The 24,020-nt window shown below is 44.2% G+C and carries 20 protein-coding genes; 7 read left to right on the top strand and 13 right to left on the bottom strand.

Going from position 1 to position 24,020, the window contains the following annotated elements:
• The 4 genes from BTO09_RS08565 to BTO09_RS08550 all read left to right on the top strand — a co-directional run bounded on the left by BTO09_RS08565 (position 1) and on the right by BTO09_RS08550 (position 4,325).
• A complete protein-coding gene (locus BTO09_RS08565) occupies positions 1-1,584 on the top strand; it encodes a 4Fe-4S dicluster domain-containing protein (RefSeq protein ID WP_087524373.1) in 1,584 nt (527 codons plus the stop codon).
• Positions 1,585-1,651: 67 nt separating this feature from the next.
• Positions 1,652-2,146 carry a toxin-antitoxin system YwqK family antitoxin gene (locus BTO09_RS08560; protein ID WP_087524372.1) on the top strand — a complete coding sequence of 165 codons (495 nt, stop codon included), beginning with the start codon at positions 1,652-1,654 and terminating at the stop codon, positions 2,144-2,146.
• Positions 2,143-2,838 (top strand): glycosyltransferase family 2 protein, encoded by a 696-nt coding sequence (locus BTO09_RS08555; protein WP_087524371.1) that lies wholly within the window; start codon positions 2,143-2,145, stop codon positions 2,836-2,838. The genes BTO09_RS08560 and BTO09_RS08555 overlap by 4 nt, the downstream gene beginning before the upstream one ends.
• Complete coding sequence (locus BTO09_RS08550; RefSeq protein WP_087524370.1) at positions 2,835-4,325, top strand: cellulose synthase family protein; 1,491 nt, start codon at positions 2,835-2,837, stop codon at positions 4,323-4,325. The genes BTO09_RS08555 and BTO09_RS08550 overlap by 4 nt, the downstream gene beginning before the upstream one ends.
• Here the strand turns inward: BTO09_RS08550 and BTO09_RS08545 are convergent.
• Positions 4,322-5,551 carry a M20/M25/M40 family metallo-hydrolase gene (locus BTO09_RS08545; protein ID WP_087524369.1) on the bottom strand — a complete coding sequence of 410 codons (1,230 nt, stop codon included), beginning with the start codon at positions 5,549-5,551 and terminating at the stop codon, positions 4,322-4,324. The genes BTO09_RS08550 and BTO09_RS08545 overlap by 4 nt on opposite strands.
• Before the next feature lie 34 nt (positions 5,552-5,585).
• Between BTO09_RS08545 and BTO09_RS08540 the strand changes: the two genes are divergently transcribed.
• On the top strand, positions 5,586-6,716 hold the full coding sequence (locus BTO09_RS08540) for a TolB family protein (RefSeq protein WP_369826913.1): 1,131 nt from the start codon (positions 5,586-5,588) through the stop codon (positions 6,714-6,716).
• A gap of 3 nt (positions 6,717-6,719) precedes the next feature.
• Entirely contained in the window at positions 6,720-8,189 is a 1,470-nt protein-coding gene (locus tag BTO09_RS08535) for a glycosyltransferase 87 family protein (protein ID WP_232454940.1), read from the top strand.
• Here the strand turns inward: BTO09_RS08535 and BTO09_RS08530 are convergent.
• From BTO09_RS08530 to BTO09_RS08510, 5 genes are all read right to left on the bottom strand, one after another.
• Complete coding sequence (locus BTO09_RS08530; RefSeq protein WP_087524367.1) at positions 8,101-8,910, bottom strand: pseudouridine synthase; 810 nt, start codon at positions 8,908-8,910, stop codon at positions 8,101-8,103. The genes BTO09_RS08535 and BTO09_RS08530 overlap by 89 nt on opposite strands.
• 48 nt (positions 8,911-8,958) lie before the next feature.
• Positions 8,959-9,915, bottom strand: coding sequence for a carbon-nitrogen hydrolase family protein (locus BTO09_RS08525; protein WP_087524366.1), 957 nt, complete (start codon positions 9,913-9,915; stop codon positions 8,959-8,961).
• Entirely contained in the window at positions 9,915-10,820 is a 906-nt protein-coding gene (locus tag BTO09_RS08520) for a geranylgeranylglycerol-phosphate geranylgeranyltransferase (RefSeq protein ID WP_087524365.1), read from the bottom strand. The genes BTO09_RS08525 and BTO09_RS08520 overlap by 1 nt, the downstream gene beginning before the upstream one ends.
• Positions 10,821-10,856: 36 nt before the next feature.
• A complete protein-coding gene (locus tag BTO09_RS08515; RefSeq protein ID WP_087524364.1) occupies positions 10,857-11,795 on the bottom strand; it encodes a mevalonate kinase in 939 nt (312 codons plus the stop codon).
• Positions 11,796-11,910: 115 nt separating this feature from the next.
• On the bottom strand, positions 11,911-13,023 hold the full coding sequence (locus tag BTO09_RS08510) for a diphosphomevalonate/mevalonate 3,5-bisphosphate decarboxylase family protein (RefSeq protein WP_232454939.1): 1,113 nt from the start codon (positions 13,021-13,023) through the stop codon (positions 11,911-11,913).
• A 78-nt stretch (positions 13,024-13,101) separates the two neighbouring features.
• On the opposite strand from BTO09_RS08510, the gene BTO09_RS08505 reads away from it, so the two are divergent.
• Positions 13,102-13,662: a TetR/AcrR family transcriptional regulator gene (locus BTO09_RS08505; protein ID WP_087524362.1), complete on the top strand. Its 561-nt coding sequence runs from the start codon at positions 13,102-13,104 to the stop codon at positions 13,660-13,662.
• Here BTO09_RS08505 and BTO09_RS08500 read toward each other — a convergent pair.
• From BTO09_RS08500 to BTO09_RS08470, 7 genes are all read right to left on the bottom strand, one after another.
• Positions 13,655-14,887 carry an NAD(P)/FAD-dependent oxidoreductase gene (locus BTO09_RS08500; protein WP_369826863.1) on the bottom strand — a complete coding sequence of 411 codons (1,233 nt, stop codon included), beginning with the start codon at positions 14,885-14,887 and terminating at the stop codon, positions 13,655-13,657. The genes BTO09_RS08505 and BTO09_RS08500 overlap by 8 nt on opposite strands.
• A gap of 3 nt (positions 14,888-14,890) precedes the next feature.
• Positions 14,891-15,832: a carbohydrate kinase family protein gene (locus tag BTO09_RS08495; protein WP_087524361.1), complete on the bottom strand. Its 942-nt coding sequence runs from the start codon at positions 15,830-15,832 to the stop codon at positions 14,891-14,893.
• Positions 15,832-17,697 carry an alpha,alpha-trehalase gene (locus tag BTO09_RS08490; protein ID WP_087524360.1) on the bottom strand — a complete coding sequence of 622 codons (1,866 nt, stop codon included), beginning with the start codon at positions 17,695-17,697 and terminating at the stop codon, positions 15,832-15,834. Before BTO09_RS08490 ends, BTO09_RS08495 begins: the two co-directional genes overlap by 1 nt.
• A 16-nt stretch (positions 17,698-17,713) precedes the next feature.
• On the bottom strand, positions 17,714-18,949 hold the full coding sequence (locus tag BTO09_RS08485; RefSeq protein ID WP_087524359.1) for a sugar MFS transporter: 1,236 nt from the start codon (positions 18,947-18,949) through the stop codon (positions 17,714-17,716).
• Positions 18,950-18,967: 18 nt separating this feature from the next.
• Entirely contained in the window at positions 18,968-20,494 is a 1,527-nt protein-coding gene (locus BTO09_RS08480; protein ID WP_087524358.1) for an MFS transporter, read from the bottom strand.
• Positions 20,495-20,618: 124 nt separating this feature from the next.
• Positions 20,619-21,803 (bottom strand): glycoside hydrolase 100 family protein, encoded by a 1,185-nt coding sequence (locus BTO09_RS08475; RefSeq protein ID WP_087524357.1) that lies wholly within the window; start codon positions 21,801-21,803, stop codon positions 20,619-20,621.
• Between the two features lie 7 nt (positions 21,804-21,810).
• Positions 21,811-23,946 carry a glycoside hydrolase family 97 protein gene (locus BTO09_RS08470; protein ID WP_232454938.1) on the bottom strand — a complete coding sequence of 712 codons (2,136 nt, stop codon included), beginning with the start codon at positions 23,944-23,946 and terminating at the stop codon, positions 21,811-21,813.
• Between the last annotated feature and the right edge of the window lie 74 nt (positions 23,947-24,020).

Here is a 24,020-nt window from a genome sequence, read left to right as displayed (position 1 = left end):
ATGAGTAGAGTCGATAAATCCATGAGCTTAGCTGGAGGGCCTCCGGTAGCCATGAAAACAGGACAAAAAATAGGAACCCTACTCGGTTTATTCGGTTTGGGCATCCTCACTTTGGCAACGTTTAATGTGAGTTTACCCAACCAAGGCTTGTGGCTTAGCTTGGCCTTGCTGTCTATAGGCGTTGGTATCCTGGTGTATAGCAAATCCTTGTATAAAGACACCTTACCAGGAATAAAAAACCACGGCGTATGGTTAAAATCTATCTCCAACCGAGGCTTTTGGGCTTGGGTAGCCGGGATCAGTTTAACCGGATTTTACATTGTCTTGTATTTCTTTGCAGAGCTGTTAGGTCAAGGCAGTGGTGGTGCAGAAAACACTGGGCTTATTGGACTTTTTGACCCCTTGAGCTACGCCTTAAAAGGCCAACCTGCTAGCCAGTGGTTTGTATACGGAACGCTTTACACTTTGGCCATTTTGGCCTTTGGTATCAAATTCATCTGGAAATACCGCCACAATACCTACGAAAAGATCCGCACCGGGAGTGTGATGTTCTTTCAGACGGTCTTTGCCTTTTTGATCCCTGAGATCATGGCTCGTCTTAATGGAGATCTACCCTATTACGACCTTAAGAACGTTTGGCCTCTCAACTATTACCTGTTTGATCAATGGAATGTTGATGCCTTATTGATCAATGGCAGTTTTGGCCTCACCTTACTTATCTGGGGAATTGCCTCCATCTTGGTCATTACCCCTATACTCACTTACCGTTACGGAAAACGCTGGTATTGCAGCTGGGTTTGTGGTTGCGGAGGCTTGGCAGAAACGGCTGGAGATTCGTTTAGACAACTCAGTGATAAGTCCAGAATGGCCTGGCGAGTGGAGCGCTGGGTAGTACATTCGGTCTTGGTTTTTGCAGTAGTGACCACCACAGGTGTAATTCACTCTTACCTTGGAGACGGCAGCAAATATTGGTTTAGTCAAAGTACTTTTTTAATTAGCGTTGGAGTTGTTCTAACACTGATCTTTGGATTGATCTGGAAATACAAAAGACACGAACTTAAAAAGGATGCTCGTTACGGAGCTATTGGTTACCTGGTAATCATTTTGGCCTTAATAGGCTTGCATTTCAGTTCAACTACCAATACGCTTTTGCTCTTTCAAACTCACGAAGTGCGATCTACTTATGGATTCTTAATCGGATCTGTATTCAGTGGTGTGATAGGAACAGGTTTCTACCCCATTTTTGGAAACCGCGTTTGGTGTAGAATGGGCTGCCCTATGGCGGCTATTCTAGGCCTGCAGCAGCGTCTTTTCTCTAAATTCAGAATCACTACAAACGGCGGGCAATGTATTTCTTGTGGAAACTGTTCTACCTATTGCGAAATGGGAATAGACGTTCGTGCCTATGCTCAGAAAGGAGCAAACATAGTACGCGCCAGCTGTGTGGGTTGCGGGATCTGCTCCGCAGTATGCCCTCGTGGAGTACTTAAATTGGAAAATGCCGACACCAAGGGCCGTATCAACTCCAAAGATGTTTTGCTGGGCAATGATGTTGACCTTATGGCCTTGGTGAATCAGAAATAATAAAAAATTCCAAAAAAACACAGCGATAGCGTTAGGCTATTAGCACAGCAACGTCTAAAGCTGTGTAATGGAATTACAAAGTAAAATAATCTGCAGTGGCTTGTTACTCCTTTTGGGGTGGCAGGTCACATTTGCTTTAGAGAAGACCTACCACAAGACTTACTTCCCAGACGGACAACTCAAGGCCGAAGGCTGGTTGACCAACCAACTAAAGACCGATTTCTGGATCTATTACCATCCCAACGGGAAAGTAGCGGCAAAAGGACATTACCAAGAAGATACAATGCATGGTTACTGGCACTTCTACTATGCGCAAGGCCAGTTAAAAAAAGAAGGACACTTTGTCTGGGGAAGCATAGAGAATTGGTGGATTTTTTACGAACTTGGCAGCCGAAAGAAGAGTAAATTCCAATACAAGAACAACCAAAAGAACGGGTATTGTCTGCGCTATGTAGGCAACAAACTCGTACTTGCCGAAAAATATATAGCCGACAAAAAGGTTGGAGAATGGAGTTCGGTTCGCGAGTTTAAAAAAGACAATCCCGACATATCGTTTCGATGAATCCCCTTATAAAAGTAATTATACCTGCCTATAACGAAGAAGATTCCATAGGTAAGGTAATTAGAGATATTCCTGCTACTGTTACTGAGGTTATAGTGGTGAGCAACAACTCAACGGACGCGACGGAACAGCAAGCCAAAGAGGCAGGAGCTACTGTTTTGCAAGAACAGCGCAAAGGTTATGGTTATGCTTGTCTGAAAGGGATGCATTACATCGCCGCAAATGAACCCTTGCCCGATATTGTTGTTTTCTTAGACGGAGACTACAGCGATTACCCAGAAGAACTCACTAAACTTGTGGCCCCAATTGTAGAAGACGATATTGATTTTGTCGTAGGAGCGCGCGTTCCGGAATTGCGAGAGGCTGGTTCTATGACCGGGCCGCAAATATTTGGCAACTGGTTAGCCACTACTTTAATGAAGGTCTTTTTTAGATCGACATTTACAGATCTTGGACCGTTCAGAGCCATAAAGTACGACAAGTTGTTAGCCCTGAACATGGAAGACAAGACCTATGGCTGGACAGTGGAAATGCAACTAAAAGCGCTGAAAAAGAAGTACAGCTACCGGGAGTTACCGGTCAAATATCGCAATAGAATTGGGGTTTCCAAGGTTTCTGGAACAGTAAAAGGTGCTATCTTTGCAGGCGTAAAAATCTTGGGGTGGATTTTTAAATACAGTATAAAAGGATGATACTCGAAACGCTCATATTGATCATTTATTCGGCAGCGCTGATCATGATATTCATGTATGCTTTGGCGCAGCTGAATTTGTTGTTCAACTATCTGCGTGCCAGAAGAACCCAACGCAATTCTCCAAAATTCGACTTAAGCGACCCCACACAGGTTCCTGCTGTGACGGTTCAATTACCCGTGTACAATGAGCTCTATGTTATGGAGCGTCTTTTGAGCAATATTGCGAAGCTCGAATATCCCAAAGACAAATTAGAAATTCAGGTACTGGATGATTCTACCGACGAGTCCTTTGAGAAAACGGCTGCACAGATCGCCGAGTTGCAGAAGTCAGGTCTAGACATTGTTCACTTGAGCCGAGAAGATCGTGTGGGCTTTAAAGCAGGGGCCTTAAAAGAGGGGCTTAAAACTGCAAAAGGAGAATATATCGCCATATTCGATGCAGACTTTTTACCCCAACCCGATTGGCTAAAAAAGACCATTCCTTACTTTAAAGACGAGCAGATCGGAGTGGTGCAAACCCGCTGGGGGCATCTCAACAGAGACTATTCTCTACTTACAAGAGTTCAAGCTTTTGCCTTGGATGCGCACTTTACCTTAGAACAAGTGGGGCGCAATTCTAAAGGGCACTTTATAAATTTTAACGGAACCGCCGGGGTGTGGCGCAAGGCGTGTATCATCGATGCGGGGAACTGGGAAGGCGATACCTTGACAGAAGACTTAGACCTGTCTTACCGCGCCCAACTCAAGGATTGGAAATTCAAGTATTTGGAAGAAGTGGAGACTCCTGCGGAGTTACCAGTGGTCATATCTGCAGCACGTTCACAGCAATTCCGTTGGAACAAAGGCGGTGCAGAAAACTTTAGAAAGATGCTTTCCAGGCTACTTAAGAGTCAGAACATTTCTGCAAAGACCAAAGTGCATGGAATACTGCATTTGTTAAATAGTACCATGTTCTTGAACGTGCTCATTGTAGCGATTTTGAGTATCCCTATCCTCTACATAAAAAACGAGTATGAACACTTGAAGGTGTATTTCATCGTGATGAGTTTCTTTGTTATCAGCACGGTGATCTTCTTTATTTGTTATTGGTTCACCTACCGCAATATATATGGTGGTGGTTGGAAGAACTTCTTAGAATATATAGGCATGTTCTTTACCTTCTTCTCTGTTGCCATGGGCTTCTCCTTGCACAATTCAATTGCAGTTCTAGAAGGTCATATTGGGAAAAAGAGCGAATTTATCAGAACACCTAAATTCAACATCAGCAGTTTAAAGGACAGCTGGAAGGGCAATAAATACCTCAGAAAGAATCTATCGCCTAACATCATAGTAGAAGGACTACTGATGCTCTACTTTGGCTTTGGAATGTACTCTGCCTTTGTGGTGGGAGATCAGGGGGGTGACTTCGGATTGTTCCCTTTCCACCTGATGCTCTTTATAGGCTTTGGCTACGTGTTCTTTAAAAGTCTCTTTAGTCGCGCCTAGAATTCAACCTCTACGGTCACTTCTTTTCCGTCACGCTGAACGATCACTTTGGTTTTTTGTCCTTGTTCAAAGGACGATAAAGCGCGCATATAGCTCATCATATCTGTCACGGTTGAATCGCCCATTTTTACAACGATATCACCCTTGACAAGACCAGCTCGCTGGGCCGGACGATCTTCTGAAACTCCATCTATGCGCATCCCTTCTCCGCTGTATAAATAATCTGGAACTACACCCAAGCCAACCTTAAAACGCGGCACCTCTTCGCTTTCATTCTTGGTCTTCTTAAAGGCCAATTCTCCTTGACTTCCTAGGTCTTTGACAATATCGAAAATATAGCTTGAAATAGCCTCCATACCTTCGTAGTTCAGCTTCTCAGCATCATCTCCGGGCTTGTGATAATCTTCATGTTGTCCTGTAAAGAAATGCAAGACAGGAATATCTTGTAGGTAGAAAGAGGTGTGGTCAGATGGTCCAACTCCAGACTCGTGTTCAGATACTTGAAAACGGTCGTTATTGTTCACAAACAAGGTCTGCTTAAAAACAGGAGAGGTCCCAACGCCGTGCACAGCCAATTGCTTTTCTTCGTTGAGTCGACCCACCATGTCCATGTTGATCATATAGGTCACCTTATCCAAGTCTATGGTTGGATTCTTAGCAAAGAAGTTAGACCCTAGAAGGCCCAGTTCTTCTCCAGAAAAAGCGATAAAAAGAAAGTTGTTCTTGGTAAGGGCGCTGTCTTGCACCTTTTTAGCCAAATTGAGCATTACGGCCACGCCACTGGCGTTGTCATCGGCCCCGTTGTGAATGGCTTGCCCTTCTCGGTAAAGCGAACCCTCGCCGCCCATGCCCAAATGGTCGTAATGCGCACCAATAACAACGGTAGTTTCTGCATTATTGTCTAAATAACCGATCACATTGGTCCCTGTAATGGTTCCGTCTGAGGCAATGCTGTCAAAGGTGGCTTCGCGATGCGGATCGTTAGAAGGCGTAAAGGTAAAGGTCTGATAGTAACCACCAGCTCCTTTGGGCTCCAAGCCTAAGGCTCCATAACGCTTTTGGATATAATCCGCAGCCATCAATTCATAAGGCGTTCCGGTATCTCTTCCCTGGAGTGAATCCGAAGCTAAAAAAGCCACATCATCTTGCATACTCACTGGTTTTTCAACTTCTTTCTTACAACCGATCAAAGCGATTGCTATTAGGATGCCAATAATTGCCCTCATATCCGTATTTTTGCACAAAATTAGTTCAAAAATGATCCGTATCCCAATCTTTGCTTTACTAATATTACTGATTGGTTGTAAGCAAAATACAGGCGAGACTCCAACCGAGAATCTCAGCGATGCTCAACCAAAAACCGAAGAGCGTCCTAACATGATGGAGATGAGTTCTGACACCCTTATCTATCCGGAGGAGAAGCACTTTAAAAGCATTAAACAGGTAACTTTTGGCGGCAACAATGCCGAAGCTTACTGGAGTTTTGACGACAAACAGATGATTTTCCAGTCCGATTACGGAAAATGGGGAGTGGAGTGTGACCAAATGTTCTTACTCAATGTTGGCGAAAGTCTAATGGACAAACAGCCACCAATGATCAGTACCGGAAATGGACGTACCACCTGCTCGTATTTCTTACCAGACAACAAGCATATCATCTACGCCTCGACCCATTTGGTCGACGAGAATTGCCCGGAGGTACCGCTGCGTGAGAACGGTAAATACGTTTGGCCGGTTTACGATTCCTTTGACATTTTTGTTGCCGATCTAGAAGGGAACATTACTGCGCAATTGACCAATGAACCCGGTTATGATGCCGAGCCTACCGTATCGCCTAAAGGAGACCGTATTGTATTTACTTCTACCCGTTCTGGCGATCTGGAATTATATACCATGAACTTGGACGGTAGTGATGTGGTGCAGATCACAGACGAACTTGGTTATGACGGCGGAGCCTTTTTCTCTCCGGATGGAAGCAAGATCATTTTCCGATCAAGTCGTCCAAAAACCGAAGCAGAGATCAAAGAATACAAAGACCTTTTGGCACGTGGCCTGGTACAGCCTACAGAAATGGAGCTTTACATCTGTAATGCAGACGGATCGGACCTAAGACAGCTTACCAACTTAGGCAATGCCAACTGGAGTCCTTTCTTTCACCCTTCTGGAGAGAAGATCATCTTTTCCAGTAATCACGAAAATGCCGGCGGATTTCCGTTTAACCTCTATATGATAGACCTAGACGGTCGCAACTTAGAGCGAATTACCCATGGCAAGACCTTTGACGCATTCCCTGTGTTTTCTAATGACGGTCGCTATTTGGCCTTCTCGTCTAACAGAAATAACGGCGGCACGCGAGACACCAATTTGTTTATCGCTGAGTGGAAAGACTAAGACTTGAATGCGCTTAAAACATATCTAAAAGGATCGCTTGCAGCAGTGCTGGCGATCCTTTTTAGTTTACTGGCCTATTATTATATGGGCTACCACCTAGAGCGCGAAGACTTCTCCACCCTTATACTAGGAGTTCTGTTGCTGTTTGGTTGTGCCGCAATTCTTACCTACAACCCCAAATTGAGTTTTTGGAAATTGGTTTGGATCGGTTTGGGCTTCCGATTACTGCTGCTCTTGGTTTTACCCAACCTCTCTCAAGACTTTTATCGTTTTATCTGGGATGGTCGGGTGATATTGGCCGGACTAAACCCTTATGATTATACCGTCTTTGAAGTCTTGACCGAGCAATACGTAAGCCGATTCCAAGAACCCATTAGAATCATTGAGGCCGAGGTCTTGTTCGCGGGTATGGGCGATCTCAATGCCAGTCATTACAGCAATTACCCACCACTGAATCAGGGATTCTTTGCCTTGAGTGCTTGGTTGGGTGGAAGTTCCATTTTAGGAACGGTAGTAGCCATGCGTGCACTACTCATACTAGCAGATCTAGGGATCCTATGGGTTGGAAAAAAGATGTTAGAACATTTAAGACTCGATTCCAGACGTATCTTTTGGTACTTTCTGAACCCTTTTATAATAATAGAATTAACAGGCAACCTGCACTTTGAAGGCAGTATGCTGTTCTTTTTATTGGCGGGAGTTTTATTACTGATCAAAAAACATCATGTCTTGGCAGCTTGTCTAGTGGGTATGTCGATCTCTGTCAAACTGATCCCGCTGATGTTGTTGCCGCTCTTCTTTAGGTATTTTATTCCGAAGAAGACCTTTCAAGGTGGCTTTAGAAATATGTACGAGTTCTACGGCATGGCCATTATCTTAGCCGCAGGGAGTTTTATGGCCTTTTTTTCCCTTGACTTTTTGGACAACTTTTCTCAATCCATAGGCTTGTGGTTTCAGACCTTTGAATTCAATGCCAGTGTCTACTATATTATCCGCTATATTGGCTATCAAACAGTGGGTTGGAATATCATAGCCGATGTGGGCAAGATCTTACCCCTTATCATTATTGGTGTACTGGTCTTGATGGGCTTGTTTAGAAGAATTCGAAGCGCAAAAGACCTTATGAGCGGACTCTTATTGGCCGTGAGCTTTTACTTTTTACTTTCTACCACGGTCCACCCGTGGTATATTGCCACTCCACTGGTACTATCCATTTTTACGCGTTATCGCTTTGCGCTGGTATGGTCACTTATGGTGTTCTTTTCTTATAGCGCCTACGGATATGAAGGTTTTAACGAAAACCTATACCTAGTAGCCTTAGAGTATACAGTGGTATTAGCGGTGTTTATCTGGGACTTGTGGAGGATCGGTTTTAAAGCAGCTCCTAAAGCATCTTTAGATAAGCCACTTCTTGCTCAGAAAGATGACGCCAACGCCCTCGAGGAAGATCTTTCTTTGTCAGACTCCCAATAGTTACACAGTCCATACGAACTACCTGATATCCGAAGTGTTCAAAAATAGTACGCACAATACTGGTTCCTGTGTGTTTGATCTTTAGACCTACCTCTTTTTTAGGAGCCTTATCCACATAAGAAATGTCTTCTACTTGGATCTCGTTATTGTCGATCTTAAAGCCTTCTTTGATCTTTCTGAGGTCTTCGGCCTTTAAGTTCTTGTCTAACTCGATATGAAACAACCGCCCTGGGGCCTTTGGAGAATTCGTGAACTTGGCGTTGATAGCAGCATCGTTAGTGAACAACAATAAGCCTGTGGCATTGCGCCCCAAGCGACCAATTGGCTTGATGTTGGCTTTGGTACTCTTAGCCACAAGATCCATTACCGTATTACCTTTTTCTGCACTGGTAGTCACCGCAAAACCTTTAGGCTTATTCAACAAGACATAAGCATTTGGCTCTGGTTGAATTCGAGCGCCATCAAATTTTACCTCATCACCCGGTTGAACGCGATAGCCCATTTGGTCAACCACTTGACCATTTACCATCACCTGGCCGGTAGCGATATACATATCCGCCTCACGACGAGAACAAACCCCACTGTTTGCAATGTATTTGTTCAGTCTGATTCCCGACTGTTCTTTCGGTGCCGACTTCTTTGCTCCGGATTTTTTAGCCGGACCTTTTTTAAAGTTGGCGGATTTGTTGTTGGAATTGCCTTTTCTACCTCCTCGCTGCATGTCTTAAAATTTGCCGCAAAGATAGTATAAAGGTGAATGCAAAAATTTTTAATCGTTAAAACTTGCAGTAGATTGTCTTTGCCTATTTACCTGAAGCTGAGTCACGTCCGGACGAGAGTAATGCCCAACCGGATCAAAGTTCTGTCGTTCTTGCAAAACACGCTCATAATCTAGGGTCGCGTAGATATTTCCTTCTTTGTCTAATACTGGAGGAATGACCCATTCTCCATCGGGGCCAGCTATGGCGCTCCCTCCATTGGCCAAGACCTCGGGAGCATTTTTAAGCAATTCTTCTAAATAGGGCGTGTCTTTAGGAAAGTTTTCCGGACGCATCAAAGCAGAAACAGAGATCACATAGCTCCGACCTTCTCTGGCCATGAATCGCGTAATATCTTTGGTATTGTGATCGCTTCCTGGCCAAACAGCGATATGCAGATCTTCCCCTTGGGCATAGAGCGAAGCACGAGGCAATGGCATCCAATTCTCCCAGCAGTTCAAGCCTCCAGCGGTAAATCGCTTTAGGGAATGTACACGTAAACCGTGACCATCTCCCGGGGACCAAGTTAGGCGTTCGTCGTAAGTTGGTTGCAACTTTCTGTGGACCGATTGGATCTTTCCTTGCTGATCGATATAAACCAATGAAGCGTAAATGCTCTTACCGCCTCTATCCAAAGGGCGTTCTATGATGCCTAGATAAACAGCCATTTGATGTTTAGCAGCTAAAGCACATACGGCATCGAGTTCACCCTTTTCAATACAAACCGCATTGTTCACATAATGAGCATGCAAGGTCTTGTTGATGTCTAAATTCCATCCGGCGCCATGAGTCAAGGCCAACCAAAATGGATAACCCGGCACTAAGCCTTCTCCAAAGACAATAAGCTCTGTATCTTCTTTTGTAGCCAGTTCAATCTGATGGGCCACTTTATCTAAAGTCGCTTGTTTGTCGAGCCATACTGGCGCGATCTGCGCCATGGCCACTTTTAAGGTGTTCGGGTTACTCATTATAAAAATCGTTTCAAGATCAGATCGACATTGATCAGTACTATACTAAAGACGCCCAGGACAATGATTCCTTTCAGCAGGCCGTGTAAAATTAAGTAATGTAGCTTTCTTTTGGAACGCCATAGCACCACCAAAAACCCTATTAAAGCCAATCCGCTAGCATAAAAGTAATAATCCATATAACCGACCTCATAATAGGTAAGCAGCAAAATGATAGGTATCAAAGTAGAAATGCAAAGCGCTGTTATAAGGCCTTTGGCAGGATTCTCTCCAAAGACTACCGGAACGGTCTTATAGTTTAGGGTAAGGTCGCCTTTCAGGTTTTCGAGGTCCTTCACAACTTCTCGCATCCACAGTAATAAAAACAAAAAAGTGGCATGCACAAAGATCACCGTATCGAAGTTGCTGTAGTAAATAAAGACCGCAAAAAAGGGAGTTACCGATAGCATGGCGGCAATGATATTTCCTAGGCCTGTTATTCTCTTGAATTTGTGAGAGTAAAGCCAGATTCCGAAGATATAAGCCGAGAAGAAGATCACGGCTCTAAAGGACACATAACTTGCAAAGACCACAGACATAAAGTTGAGCACAAAATAAACGCTGAGTTTAGTCCGCTGACTTACCAAACGATCTAACATAGATTTTCTAGGTCGGTTGATCAGGTCCTTTTCACTGTCGTAAAAATTATTGATTATATAACCTCCCGCTATTGCCACGGCTGAGGCCAACACCAACATGAGCAGATTAGGATCAAAGACCACATCGCCCAGCGGAAGTTGTGGTGCCAAAATGTAAATAGAAGTGAGGTATTGTGCTATGACAATGACCAGGATATTGTAGCCTCGAACAACAGAAAACAAGCTCAGCGCCTTGGTGATGAGCAGTTTGTTTTTGCGAGACAACATAGTGTTGTGAACTAAGGATTCTTAAAGGAGTCCAGATTAAAAGGTGTAGACCACTTCTAACTTATGACCTTGTAGGGCTTGCTGGGCCTTTTCCATGTCTTGGGTAAAGCCTAGCATATATCCGCCACCGCCGGAACCACATAATTTTAAGTAGTAGGCATTGGTCTCGATTCCCTTTTTCCACAAGGTGTGAAATTCTTTAGGGATCATCGGCTTAAAGTTATCCAATACCACCTTAGATAAATGCTTAACGTTGCGGAAAAGCGAACTCACATCTCCTTTGAGGAAATCTTCTACACAGGCATCGGTATGCTTTACAAACTGGTCCTTTAGCATTTTTCTGAAGCCTTCTTGCTTCATATTCTCCATAAAGATCTGTACCATAGGTGCAGTCTCGCCAGTTGTTCCGCTATCGAGCAAGAATACAGCTCCTTTTCCGGCCTGGTGTTGAGAAGGAATACCTGCTGGTTCAATGCTGTCTTTAGAATTGATCAAGATCGGTAGACTCAAGTAACTGTTTAGTGGGTCCAATCCAGAGGACTTTCCGTGGAAGAATGATTCCATGGCACCAAAGATCTGCTTGAGTTGCAGCAGCTTTTCACGAGTGAAGTTCTCTAGAACCGTGATCTTGTCTGTAGCGTATTTATCATAGACCGCTGCTACCAAAGCACCGCTACTTCCTACACCGTACCCCTCTGGAATACTAGAATCAAAGTAGAGTCCATTTTCGATATCGGCCTCTAGTGCTGCAATGTCAAATTGAACCAATTCTGGTTGTTCTTGTTGCAATTGCTTTAAATGTCCGGCAAAGCGTTTTAAGCTCTGATTGGAACGATGTGTGGCTACAGTCTTATGCTCGTCTATCTTTAGGGCTCCGTTATAAAAGTTATAAGGGATAGATAAACCTTTAGAATCTTTGATGATACCATATTCACCAAAGAGCAAGATTTTAGAGTAAAAAAGAGGTCCTCTCATGATACTGTATTGGGCGTAAGGTAGGTAAAAATGTTACATCCTACTTTAGTATTACAAAAATACAACATGATTTTCACTTAAAGAGTAAAATCCTACCTAAATAAAAGACTGGCTATTAAAGCCTTACCGCGCCTTTCCCGACACCATCGTGTATATAGGCTCCATTTTTGCAATGGGCTTTAAGCTCAGAATCGATCAAGTTGTGAACAGCTTCTTTATGTGCAGCAGGATAAAGCAGATGCACATTGGCACCGGCATCTAAGGTGAAACACGCAGGAACACCCGTCTCTTTTCTAAAACTCCATATTCGGTTAATGATGGCCAAGGTAGCTGGTTTCATCAGTATAAAATAAGGTGAAGAACTAAGCATCATAGCATGCAAACTCAAGGCTTCGGATTCTACTAATGCCATAAAGGCTTCAAGGTCACCTTTTGCTAGTATAGGTTTTATAGCCTTTAGATTGGCATTGGCCTGAGCAAATCGCTGCTCTGCAAACGGATGCCCGTGCATAAGGCCATGTCCTACAGTACTACTAACCACCTTTTCGCCAGTATCCACCAAAAGAACGGTATCACAATAATCTTGGAAAACAGGATGAACCTCCTCTGAATATTGCACCGCAAAAAGGTCACTAGAGCCTTCAACTTCGTGATGTTCCCCCCAGACCACCAAGCCTCCATCTATACTTCGTGAGGCACTACCAGAGCCCAAACGAGAAAGAAAAGAAGCCTTTGTATTGAAAGCAGCTGCGCTCATTGGAGCATCTCTTAATTGATCTTCCAAGTCCAGGAGACATAGCGCAAGGGCACTCATACCACTAGCCGAAGAAGCAATCCCACTACTATGCGGAAAACTATTGCTGGTATGTAGTGTAAAGCTGTACTGCTCCAGGAAGGGCAAATAAGGCTTAGCTACGTTAAAGAACTTCTCGATCTTTGGCACAAAATCCTCCTGAACCTTACCATCTAAAAGGACGGTAATATCAAAACCAGCTGACTCCTTTTGGCTAAACTCTAAGCGTGTAGAAGTAGCACAGTGATCTAAGGTAAAACTAATGGATGCATTCTTGGGCAGTTGTTGCCCGTGTTTCCCCCAATATTTCACCAAGGCGATATTGCTGGGTGACTTCCAAGCGACAGAACCAGAAGTCACTGTATTGGTGTATGCAGAAGGTAAAAATTCCTGATGTAGTGTAGCCATGAGTGCAAAGATACTGAATGGTAGCATTTCATTTGTTTAGAATGCCCGAAGATCCATACGATTATTTTTTTGTACATTTATAAAATGAACGTTCATTCATAATTAATGATAAACAACAAAAAAGAAAGACTACATCGCTCCGCAGCATACTTAGCAGACCAGCTTGGCCTGCACGCTACCCCTATGAAAGCTATTGCCAAGGACGCGAACATCGCCGTAGGCACCATTTATCAATTCTACCCCTCCAAAGATTTACTCTACGGTCAATTGCTGGCAGATTATTACAAAGATTTAACTATAAGCCTCTCTGACTTAACTGCCGAAGACGACTTTAACATCCTTATTTCGAAGATCTATACTGGCCTTTCGGAATTCATGAGAAAAGACAAGACCCGTTTTAAATTGTTCTTGCAATTACGAGAACTGAACAATTATGTTAGCCTCGCGGCGGATGCGCAGCACGAATTCGAATCCGCTCTAGCTCAGCGCATGGAAGTTGGAAAAACCCAATTACTACTCAAGAATTTTTCAAATAAAGGAGCTGGGATTCTCTTTTTCGACCTGCTTTGTAGTCATGTGAAGTTTCATTTCGAGCATCCACACGATCAAGCCTGGAACAGTCCAGAACTCTTTTTAAATGCTGCAGTTGATGCGCTATTTAAATAGTATCGCTGAGATCTTGAGCAATTAGGTAAGCTCCTGTCCACGCGTTTTGAAAATTGAAACCTCCGGTCAAGGCATCGACATTGATCACCTCTCCGGCCATATACAGCCTTGAGACGACCTTACTTTCAAAGTTTTTAAAATTGAGCTCACTCAGCGCAACACCGCCAGCTGTAACGAACTCATCTTTGTATGTGCTTTTTCCTGTGACCTTATACACATCCTTGAGCACAGTGTTTGTCAATTGCTGCAGCTTAGTATTGGATTGGTCACTCCACAAGGCTTTGGGATTAAGTCCAGCTCGGTCCAAAAGATAGCTCCACAAACGCTTGGGCATATCCAACTCGTAACCATTCTGTAATTGTTGCTTGGCTCGCTTAAGGCGCAATGACTTTAAATGCTCAAAGAGCTCCTGCTCTTGCAACTCCAACCAAGCCAACCGAATATTAAACTTATAGTCACAAGCGGCAAGTTCTCTGGCGGCAACAGCTGAAAGTTTCAGAACTCCTGGCCCGCTAAGCCCCCAATGTGTTACCAGAACCGGACCCGCTTGACTTTGCCATGCTTTCCCGGTTTCGTTAAGTAGTTCTACCGTGGCGGGTTGACTCAATCCTTGTAAGGCTAACAAGGCCTCATTGTCTATATTAAAGGTAAAAAGCGATGGAACTGGCGGGACTATGGTATGTCCCTTATCGGCCAGTAATTGCCAGATCTTCTTGCTGCTTCCTGCAGCAATAACAACCGCCTTAGCTCTAAAATTAGAGGTAGTAGTGTTTAGCTCAAATCCAGCGTCAGTTGGTTTCAGATCTACCAAATTCTGTTGTAGCAAGATCTCGATTCCTAAACGGTTCACGGCCTCTTCGAAACAAGAAATAATGCTTTGAGAACTGTCTGATATGGGAAACATCCGCCCATCCTCTTCTATTTTTAGCGGTACGCCTCGTGACTCAAACCATGCTACCGTATCGCCGGTCATAAACTTGTGAAAAGGCCCTAACAATTCTTTCTCTCCTCTGGGATAGTAGGCTGTCAATGACTTCGGATCGAACTCAGCATGAGTAACATTGCAACGTCCACCTCCAGAGATACGCACCTTTTGCAAAACAGACTTTGATTTCTCTAAAATGACAATTTTGAGATCTGGCCTTTGTTCGGCCAAATTGATGGCACAGAAAAATCCGGCAGCACCGCCACCAACTACGACCACATCATAGGTCAATGCCTCCATGCTCTAAAGATTTAGCACCGTGTGCAGCATGCTTGCATAATCCGGAATACGGCCCACGTTTTGAAGTTTGATAGCTGCTGTCTTAAGACCTGTACTCATACAATCTCTGGGAGACATCTCTTTTAAATAAGCAAATAGGAATCCGCTCCAAAAAGCATCTCCAGCTCCTGTAGCATCCATGATCTTCTCTACTTTCATTGCCGGCAATTCGATAGGTTCTACACCCGGCTGCGATAACATCGCCCCTTTTTTACCTAGGGTAAGACAGATCATTTTAGCACCCCAATCGTGTAAGGTCTTAAAGAGTTCTTTCGGTTCGAGCACATAGCCAAAAATACGTTCTACATCGTCTAGACTTGCCTTTATAAGGGCGCCGTAAGCACAATATTTCTTTACCACTTCTAGAGCCTCTGCTCTATCTGGCCAAATAGAAGGTGCGTAATTGATATCAATGCTCACCGTAGCTCCAGCGCTATGGGCAATTTGTGCTGCTTGTAATATACTTTCTCTTGCCGGTTGACGGCTAAGTCCAAAACAACTACAGTGAAAAAGTCGAGTTCTTTTGAGATCTTCTAAAGGAAGCCGCTCGGCACTAATCTGATAATCTGCGGCCCGCATAGGTATAAACTCTGGACTACCTTCGGTTCTTGACACAAAGATGACCGTTGTTGGGTGCGTTTCTACTTCTTGCAAACCATTGAGATTTATGTCTGCTTCCTCAAACCGCTCTTTGATGTAGGTGCCAAAGCCGTCCTTACCAATGGCGGCGATCAGGCCTACATTTAAGCCAAAGCGAGCCAGATTCATAGCAACATTTGTTGGAGACCCACCTAAATATCTGTGATAGTCTTTTATCTCTGCTATAGGTCGCTCTTTTTGATTTCCTATAAAATCGATTAGGGTTTCCCCTGCACAAATGATATCGAGTTGTTGTTTTTGATCCATTAAAACAGTTGTTCTGGAGGCGTGAGTTGGTTTAGTTCCTCCCGTAATTGATCGTTTAAAAAAGTAAGGCCATATTGGTAGGAGGCGTTCATCCACCCAAAGCCCTCTGTGGTAATATATTCAAATTCGGTTCCTACATTGCCGTATTCTGCAAAGACCAGATGCGTGGCCTTTACCACGTCGTATTTCTCCGGAATAGTACCGTTGTAGTCCGCAGCATTTCGCACTATCATATAAAGCCATCGGTAAACGGCCTCCTGCAATTCCTTGTGAAAACCATAGGCTTGTAAACCTTTCCAGATCATCATCTGATGCGGAGCCCAACCGTTAGGGTAATCCCATTGACGCTGCGGTCGCTCTGGCCCGATAGCTCCTCTACTTGCTGCATCACAAGAAGCAATTCCTCCTTGCTCCATGAGTTTTGGTAGCAGATTTTCTATTAAAGCCTGTGCTTGCTGCTGGGAAGCCATTCCACACCAAAGTGGCGTTAATGCGGTTGCAGAATTAAAAGCTACTTGTTCATTGATGTTGATGTCGTAATCTAAATAAGTACCTGCCGGCTCATTCCATAAATAACGGTCTACCAATTCTTTTCTCTTTGCAGCAGCTCTTGTGAATTGCCCGCTGTGATACACCTTATCGCCAAGAACGAAATGATCGTCAAAAACCTCTTTTATCAAATAGGCAAAATCGGTTTCGTATTTATAGAGAAAGGCATTGAGTTCTACCAAGACCAGATCTGCACAACGTCCTTCCAGACGGTATGAAGTATCGTGGCCAGACTCGCGTACCGTTCTGTCATGAACAAAATAGGTATCCAAAGCCTTATTCTTTATAGTGCCACTAGCGTACTGGTCGATGTATTCTTGTATGCTGATGCCAGCCTGCTGGGCGTGCGGACCAATCACAGAATCGTAATGACCGGATTCTGCCTCTGGAGTGATTCCAATGCCTTCTGCTAAGAATCGGTTAAGCCCGATAGCTGTTAGACGTTTACCCGGAACCATCCAAACAGTTTCGTATTCTGTGATAGCCGTGGCCAAATGGGAAGCCAGCCATTGGACGTCCCCAGTCTTCTCAAATACTTCTCGGATCTGACTCGAATAGAAAGGTGGTTGTGTTCGGGTGAGGTAGTAAGACCTGTTTGCATTCAAGATCTTACCGTAATGCTGAATCTGGTATTGAAAATTATCGGCCATAGAGAGCGCCAAATGCGTCTTACCGTCAATATGTAAACCTATGCTCTCAAAATAGGAATCCCAGCCATACATTTCGTTAAAACGTCCACCGGGAACAACAAAAGGCGCACCTCGCAATGTATCTTCTTGCTTGTAAAGCCGCAAAGCGAGAATTCCGGGTTGCTCATTCAAGCTAGCTACATATTCTGGAGTAATATCTTCTGGCAATTGTACCACCTCAACAGGATGAGCTGCCTCAAGCGCTTTATAGTACTCTAAAGCGGTCTTATCTCCAAAGGGCACATAGACCTTTAGGGCTTGTTCCGCCAAAAACTCATTCTTAGTATCGGAGATCAAAGCGGCGATCCCATCGGCATCTAGGCTGCGGGTAAGACCGTCCCAAAAGTAATCTCGGATCATACGCGAAACCCTATCGGCAGGAGGCTCTTCTAATTTGCTCAATGGAATCACTGTCTGGCTAGCCCCTTCTCGTTGGGCAATAACCAGTTCCTGCAAAAGATTGGACAGGAAATATGTTCCTTTAAGCATATAGGCCTCGCCAGCTGTATTGCTTAGTTTAAACGCCTTAGGTCCCTTATCGTTGATAGTGATCTTTTTGTCTCCATCGGTGTCTTCTTGGGCCAAGAGCGCTTCTAGTGTTGCAGCTATGTCTAGTCTGAACTCCATGAGTGGTACGGCTAAATTATGCAGTCAATGCCTGCTTTTGGATCATTCGATAAAAGATCCAGATCGCAATTAAGATCAAAGTCACCGGAACCAAAGCAAAATAGAACGCAGTTGCTCCGTCATAGGCCTCAAAAACATGGCCGGTAATAATAGATCCTGTGGTTCCACCTAAAGCAGAGAAGATCACGATCAAACCAGAAACGGAGCTGTGCATATACTTGGGTTGTGAGCTTAATATCGTAGAGTTTATTGTCGGATAGATAGGCGCCAAGAAAAAGCCCAATAATGGCATTAGGTATACTACCAATGGTGCATTGGTCCAACTGATATCGCCACTAACTTCACTAGTCCCTGCTAAAGGCAAGGCGAGTAAAATGATAGCCGCAACTGTTATTAGACAAACCGATAGCACATAAATCCATTTGATTCTGGCCAAAACAGCTCCGGAGGCAAAACGCCCAATCATGGTCGCTCCACCTAAAACAGCTCCAGCCTGAATTGCCATAGACGATGGCGTGCTTAAAATATCTTTATAAAAGGTCGGGAACCAGGTTTGGAAACTTTGTTCTATAAGTACGTACAAGAAAACGCTCACTATAAAGACCAAGGCCAAAGGTTTGGCGATGGTCCTGAACATCTCGTAGAAATCTTCTTTTAAACTGCGTGATTCTATCTTGGCAGCACTTTCATCTAGTTTTGAGAACCACAATACAATTAAGGCCAAAAGCGACAATCCGCCTAAGAACCAATACATATTGTACCATTCTTGTGACTTCGGATTGGAATCGTCCACAAATAAACTAAAGGCTACATTCCCCACTAGAATTCCGGCCATAAAAAAGGCCTCCAAAACGCTCATAAAACTGGCGTGTTGTTTGGCATCGTCGGTGACCAATCCAATGGTAGCAAATACCGAGACCTTGATCAACGCAAAAGAAATTCCAATGGCCATAAAAAGCACCTTGAAGTACCAAAATGCATCGGTAAAAGGCATTAAACAGCAACAGGCTGCAACCAGGATCAACCCAATGATCATGGACCTTTTAAGACCGATCTTTGGCAAGAAAGAGGCCAATAAAAATGACGTAATGGCAATGGGCAGGTCTTTAAACCCTTCTAATACGCTAGCGGCATCTTTAGTGATATCGTAATTGCGTTGTACCTGTAAAATAACAGTCCCTACGCTATTGAGTAAGATGGCAAATACAAAGTAATTGAGCAGTAGGGCTATTTTAATTCCGAGTCCTTTCATACAGCTGTTTTTTGAATACTAGTCTTGCTGTACCTTAAGCCTCATGGCTAAAACTCCAGCGATAATAAAAAAGACTCCGGCAAACAGAATGGCATTAATAGCACTATTGCCTAAAGCAAATTCAATGAGTGGCCCAAAGGATACGGTTTGAATAAGCATTGGAATAACGATCATCATGTTCACGATTCCCATATACACACCTCGACGGTCCGCAGGGATCACTTTAGAAACCATAGCATATGGAATTCCCATCATAGCAGCCCAACCAATACCAAATAGAATCATTGGTAAGAGAAGTACATATTCGTTCTTTATGTAAGGCAGCGCCAACATCGCCAAACCTGTAAAGAATAAACTGATCACATATACTTTTTTGGAACCAAATTTCTTGGCAAAAGGCACTAAAGCTAGTGCTACGATCATGGTCACAAAATTGTAGGTTCCGTTCATTAGTCCAACTTGCGCTAAGGCCTCATCCGCAGTAAGTCCCGGAAGCGAAGCTTTGAGCATTGGAGAAATAAACTGCCAATAAATGAACAAGGCATACCATTGAAAAAAGTAGACCGCAGATAGTTTCCACATGAACTTGGGCATATCCTTGATGGCTTCGGAGGTCTCCATGAGCGGGACCAGAAGATCGCCAAATTTTTTGATACTCTTATTGTCTGGATTGTTCTTGATAAGACGATATAAAAAGGATAGCCAGAATAAGGCAATCACCAGCATTATGATAACCAATAAATTGTAATTCTCGTTCAGGTATGGCCAAAAGTATGCGATTCCCAGCCCAAGTAAAACAGGCACCGAAAGCACTACTACTAAGGCACTAATAACCTGAATCAGCGGATGTGGTTTACCTTCATTGAATTCCCTGATCTCGGCCAATTCTTCGTCTGTAGGTGGTATTTCCGGTGTTTTCCAGACCGACCATAGGACAGTGGCAATAGAGGCGAATGCGCCTAAAAAGAACGAATAGTACACCCAAGTTGGAATACTGGAGCCGCTAGCAGCAGCCTCGGCGCCACCGCCAAACCAATCTTGGAACAAGAAAAGCGAAAAGTTAGCAATGGTAATACCTGCCCCAACGAACAGGCTTTGCATTTGATAACCAAAAGTGTATTGTTTTTCAGGCAATTTATCACCCACAAAAGCACGGTAGGGTTCCATGGCAGTATTGTTTGCCGCGTCTAAGAGCCAAAGTAATCCTACGGCGAACCATAGTTCCGGACTAAACGGGAACGCAAACAAACACAAACTGGCCAAGATGGCTCCTATGAGGAAGAAAGGTTTTCTTCGACCCCATTTTGGCGACCAGGTCTTGTCAGATATCGCTCCAATAATTGGTTGGATCAATAAACCCGTTACTGGACCCGCCAAGTTGAGTAGTGGAAGTTCTTCGTGATGCGCGCCTAGGAATTCAAAGATCGGATTAACCGCACTTTGCTGTAATCCAAAGCTAAACTGGATCCCAAAGAATCCTACATTCATGTTCCAGATCTGCCAAAAAGATAGTTGCGGCTTCGGAATCTTAGAAATGATACTCATACCTGTTTATTTAGTTGCGAATTAGTACCTAATATCCGCAATTTTTTAGGCATTTCTAAGAATCGTTACCAGAAATTGAGATATAGGCAACGAAAACGTTATCGAAAGATGTTTCCCTAGCTTTTTAATCGAAGAGGGTACTGCTTTGCTCAGCCTTTACCATTCGTAGCGCTTCTTGCATAAAGATCACTCCGGAGGCGCTGTATCCCATTTGTGTCTTACCTCCTAAAGTCTTGCTAATAGGGTTGAAATACTCTTGATAAGCCCAGTTAGGTTTGGTAGCTATTTCGGTTTCAAAGGCAGTTACGAGCTGCTCGACTAAGTCGGTCTGTCCTTGTGCTGCTAAGCCGAGGGTAAAAAGTCCCATCCATACGGGCCATACTCCTCCGTTGTGAAAATCACCCGGATGATTCTTAAAGCTGTAGGAATAGTTTGTTTTGAGCAGATTCCAATCGTAGGAGTCCTCGGTAATGACAGGCCAAAACGCGGGTATCAAGGCTGCGCCTGTTTCACTTTTAAAAGAAGAGACCTTTTTACGCAATGCATCTTTTTGTGCAGCGCTTAAGCGCCAATACAACAAGGCTAAGGCATTTCCGCCAGCGTCAAAGCGCAGGTCGTAATAACCCGGCAGAAGAAAGGCGGCGAAATTTTCTACCCCTTTATCTAAAGCATCTTTAAAACCCGCCTTGTGGTAAGCCTTATTTGAATTAGAGGCTTCTGGCCAAAAATTGAGCTGCGTTTTACGATCTATATCGAACCCAATATCGAGGCCCAGATCTGAAAGTGCCTTCTCGGCAAACATCCGCAGTAAATTATCGTAAAGTGTATAGCCGTGAACAGGATATTCATCTGCCCAATTGCCACTTAAGGGCGTGTAGATCCATCCTTTATTATTGAACTCTAAGTTGACCAAATACGCACGAGTTTTAAGCACTTTAGGCTCTAGCACTTTCCAAGTGGTTTCGTCCCCAGTGTGTTTGTAATAGAGACAAGCTCCCAGAACAAACCAAGTATGGGCATCAATACGTCCGGCCAATGACCCAAATGACACTTCTCCGCTGCGAGGATCAATATTAGATGGGATCATACCCGCTTCGGATTGATGTTCGGCTAGGGTGAGCAAGGAGGCTTTGAAAGCTTCTAAATGCTTAGCATCTTTGGTTATCAAAGACGCCAGACCACAGACCATAGAATCTCTGGACCAAATACGCTTGTAGTTGTCCTCGTCTAGGGTACTGGCCAAAAATCCGTTGAGAGTAGCCAGATCGGTCAGGAGTTGGTGTGCTATTCTTTGCTGCCCTGCTAACATAGTTGCTTTAGTTGGCCATAAGGCTAATCGCGAATCCTCCTCCAGCAGCCATAGCAATGGTCACTTTGGTATCTTTAGTTACCTCCATGGTCTCTATAGCGTAAGCTGTGGGGTTGTCGTTCCAATGAGCACCCTCACCATCTTTGTAAATGGTCGCTGTATAGGTCTTTCCTTCTGGCAAGAAATCAAAACTAACTTCTTGAGCTCGGACAGTCTCGCCTGTGATTCCACCGACAAACCAATTCTCACTGCCTTTTTCTTGTCTGGCGATTACAACAAAATCGCCCACTTCTCCATCCAAAACGATAGACTGTTCCCAATCTACAGCCACATCGCGAATAAATTGGAAAGCCGGGTGTATCTCGCCATTGACCATATAGTGTTCTGGCAGGTCTGCAACCATTTGGATCGGGCTATAGATCACAACATAAAGCGCTAATTGTTGCGCCAAGGTGGTGTTTACCTGATTAGAAGTCTTGTACTCGTCGAATTTAATATTGAAAACCCCAGGGGTAAAGTCAATTGGTCCGGAAAGCATCCGGGTAAAAGCGACTGTAGGCAAATGACTCGGAGGGTTGCCTCCATCAGGTGACCAAGCGTTGAATTCTTGGCCGCGCAATCCTTCTCTGGAAATTGCGTTCGGATATGTTCTGCGCTTCCCAGTAGCCTTAATGGGTTCATGCGCATTGATAGCAATCTTCTTTTTGGCTGCTTCGGTCAAGACCTTGTGGTAGTGATTCACCATCCACTGGCCGTGGTGGTATTCGCCTTCTGGAATGATCTTACCCACGTATCCCGTCTTTACCGAGTTCATGCCATTCTCTTTCATAAAGTTATAAGCCACTTCCATTTGCTTTTCGTAGGTGCGCGGAGCTGCAGAGGTCTCGTGATGCATGATCACTTCCACTCCCTTTTCTTTTGCATAGGCCATTACGGCGTCAAAATCGTAATCCGGATAAGGGGTCATAAAGTCAAACACTCCTTCTCTGTCTGTGGTATTGATCCATTGGTCCCAGCCCGTGTTCCAGCCCTCTACCAAAAGTCCTTTAATACCATTGGCGGCGGCAAAGTCTATATAACGCATGGCGTTTTCTGTGGTAGCTCCGTGTCTAGATGAATTTTTAGCACCTTCGATATAGGTGTTCATGTCTTGGCTACCTTCCATGTCCCAGGTGGATTTACCAATATGCATCTCCCACCAGATCCCTACATATTTCATAGGCGTAAAATAGCTTACATCGCCAATTTCGTTGGGTTCGTTCAGATTTACGATAAGATTGGATTCAATGAGGTCTCCTGCGGATTCTCCCACCTGCAGCGTTCGCCACGGCGTATTGAAAGGCACCGTTAATTTGGCCTTGCCACCTAAACGCTCAGAACCTACCAATTCAGAAGTCATTTTATAGGTCTGGGTATCGACCTTTAAGGTCATGCCCGAATAGTTGGTCAGATCGGCCTCGTGAAAGCTCAAATACAATCCGCTGTCTGTCTTCATGGTCACTGGAGTGTTCACAGCATTCTCCGGAATATAAGTGGCGACAAGTGCCGGATGGTCGCGCATGCTAATGGCGTCGATCTCACTGAATTTTGAATTGGTATATAACTGCTCATATATGTCCCAGTCTCCGGGTAACCACCAAACCTTGTGATCTCCCGTAAGGGCAAACTCTGTGTTTTCATCTAGTAATAGCACCTCCTTCATATGCTCTTGTTCCGGGAACTCAAATCGGAATCCCAGACCGTCGTCATAAACTCTAATCACGATAGAAAACTTTCTGGCAGCATCTCCTTGTTCACTGTAGTCCAGTTTAAGCTCATTATAGGTGTTTTGTACCAAACGCTGTTCGCCCCAGGGCATTTCCCAGGTTTCGTCCATTGTACTACTACTCGCTCCGGTGAGGGTCATGTTCCTGCCTAGATACTCCATGTCTTTAAATTCGAACCCAACAGCAGAGGTATCTACTATAGTTTTCCCTTTAAAAGTCACAGCATACACTGGGGTCCCGGCCGCGTTTAATCCAGTGTTAACTACCAGATTACCATCCGGAGAACTCACACTGCTTTGCAACTCGGTTTCAGAACAAGAAATGCTAACAATTGCCACGGCAAATATCATGACTAACAAGCGCATAGTACTTTTCATCTATTTAAAAATTTTTATTTCTACGATTATCAAGCAAATAAAAATTATCTGCATAGATCAACCGCTTCGCTTTC

Source organism: Gilvibacter sp. SZ-19 (genome assembly GCF_002163875.1).
In the GTDB taxonomy this organism is placed as follows: domain Bacteria; phylum Bacteroidota; class Bacteroidia; order Flavobacteriales; family Flavobacteriaceae; genus Gilvibacter.
The sequence above is the reverse complement of the archived record's forward strand: the minus strand, read 5'-3'. Positions and strand labels throughout refer to the sequence as shown.

Bases quoted from the DNA above. Each gene is read 5' to 3' on its own strand.
- BTO09_RS08565 (WP_087524373.1), top strand. From the start codon at position 1: ATGAGTAGAGTCGATAAATCCATGAGCTTAGCTGGAGGGCCTCCGGTA.
- BTO09_RS08560 (WP_087524372.1), top strand. From the start codon at position 1,652: ATGGAATTACAAAGTAAAATAATCTGCAGTGGCTTGTTACTCCTTTTG.
- BTO09_RS08555 (WP_087524371.1), top strand. From the start codon at position 2,143: ATGAATCCCCTTATAAAAGTAATTATACCTGCCTATAACGAAGAAGAT.
- BTO09_RS08550 (WP_087524370.1), top strand. From the start codon at position 2,835: ATGATACTCGAAACGCTCATATTGATCATTTATTCGGCAGCGCTGATC.
- BTO09_RS08545 (WP_087524369.1), bottom strand. From the start codon at position 5,551: ATGAGGGCAATTATTGGCATCCTAATAGCAATCGCTTTGATCGGTTGT.
- BTO09_RS08530 (WP_087524367.1), bottom strand. From the start codon at position 8,910: ATGCAGCGAGGAGGTAGAAAAGGCAATTCCAACAACAAATCCGCCAAC.
- BTO09_RS08525 (WP_087524366.1), bottom strand. From the start codon at position 9,915: ATGAGTAACCCGAACACCTTAAAAGTGGCCATGGCGCAGATCGCGCCA.
- BTO09_RS08520 (WP_087524365.1), bottom strand. From the start codon at position 10,820: ATGTTGTCTCGCAAAAACAAACTGCTCATCACCAAGGCGCTGAGCTTG.
- BTO09_RS08515 (WP_087524364.1), bottom strand. From the start codon at position 11,795: ATGAGAGGACCTCTTTTTTACTCTAAAATCTTGCTCTTTGGTGAATAT.
- BTO09_RS08510 (WP_232454939.1), bottom strand. From the start codon at position 13,023: ATGCTACCATTCAGTATCTTTGCACTCATGGCTACACTACATCAGGAA.
- BTO09_RS08505 (WP_087524362.1), top strand. From the start codon at position 13,102: ATGATAAACAACAAAAAAGAAAGACTACATCGCTCCGCAGCATACTTA.
- BTO09_RS08500 (WP_369826863.1), bottom strand. From the start codon at position 14,887: ATGGAGGCATTGACCTATGATGTGGTCGTAGTTGGTGGCGGTGCTGCC.
- BTO09_RS08495 (WP_087524361.1), bottom strand. From the start codon at position 15,832: ATGGATCAAAAACAACAACTCGATATCATTTGTGCAGGGGAAACCCTA.
- BTO09_RS08490 (WP_087524360.1), bottom strand. From the start codon at position 17,697: ATGGAGTTCAGACTAGACATAGCTGCAACACTAGAAGCGCTCTTGGCC.
- BTO09_RS08485 (WP_087524359.1), bottom strand. From the start codon at position 18,949: ATGAAAGGACTCGGAATTAAAATAGCCCTACTGCTCAATTACTTTGTA.
- BTO09_RS08480 (WP_087524358.1), bottom strand. From the start codon at position 20,494: ATGAGTATCATTTCTAAGATTCCGAAGCCGCAACTATCTTTTTGGCAG.
- BTO09_RS08475 (WP_087524357.1), bottom strand. From the start codon at position 21,803: ATGTTAGCAGGGCAGCAAAGAATAGCACACCAACTCCTGACCGATCTG.
- BTO09_RS08470 (WP_232454938.1), bottom strand. From the start codon at position 23,946: ATGAAAAGTACTATGCGCTTGTTAGTCATGATATTTGCCGTGGCAATT.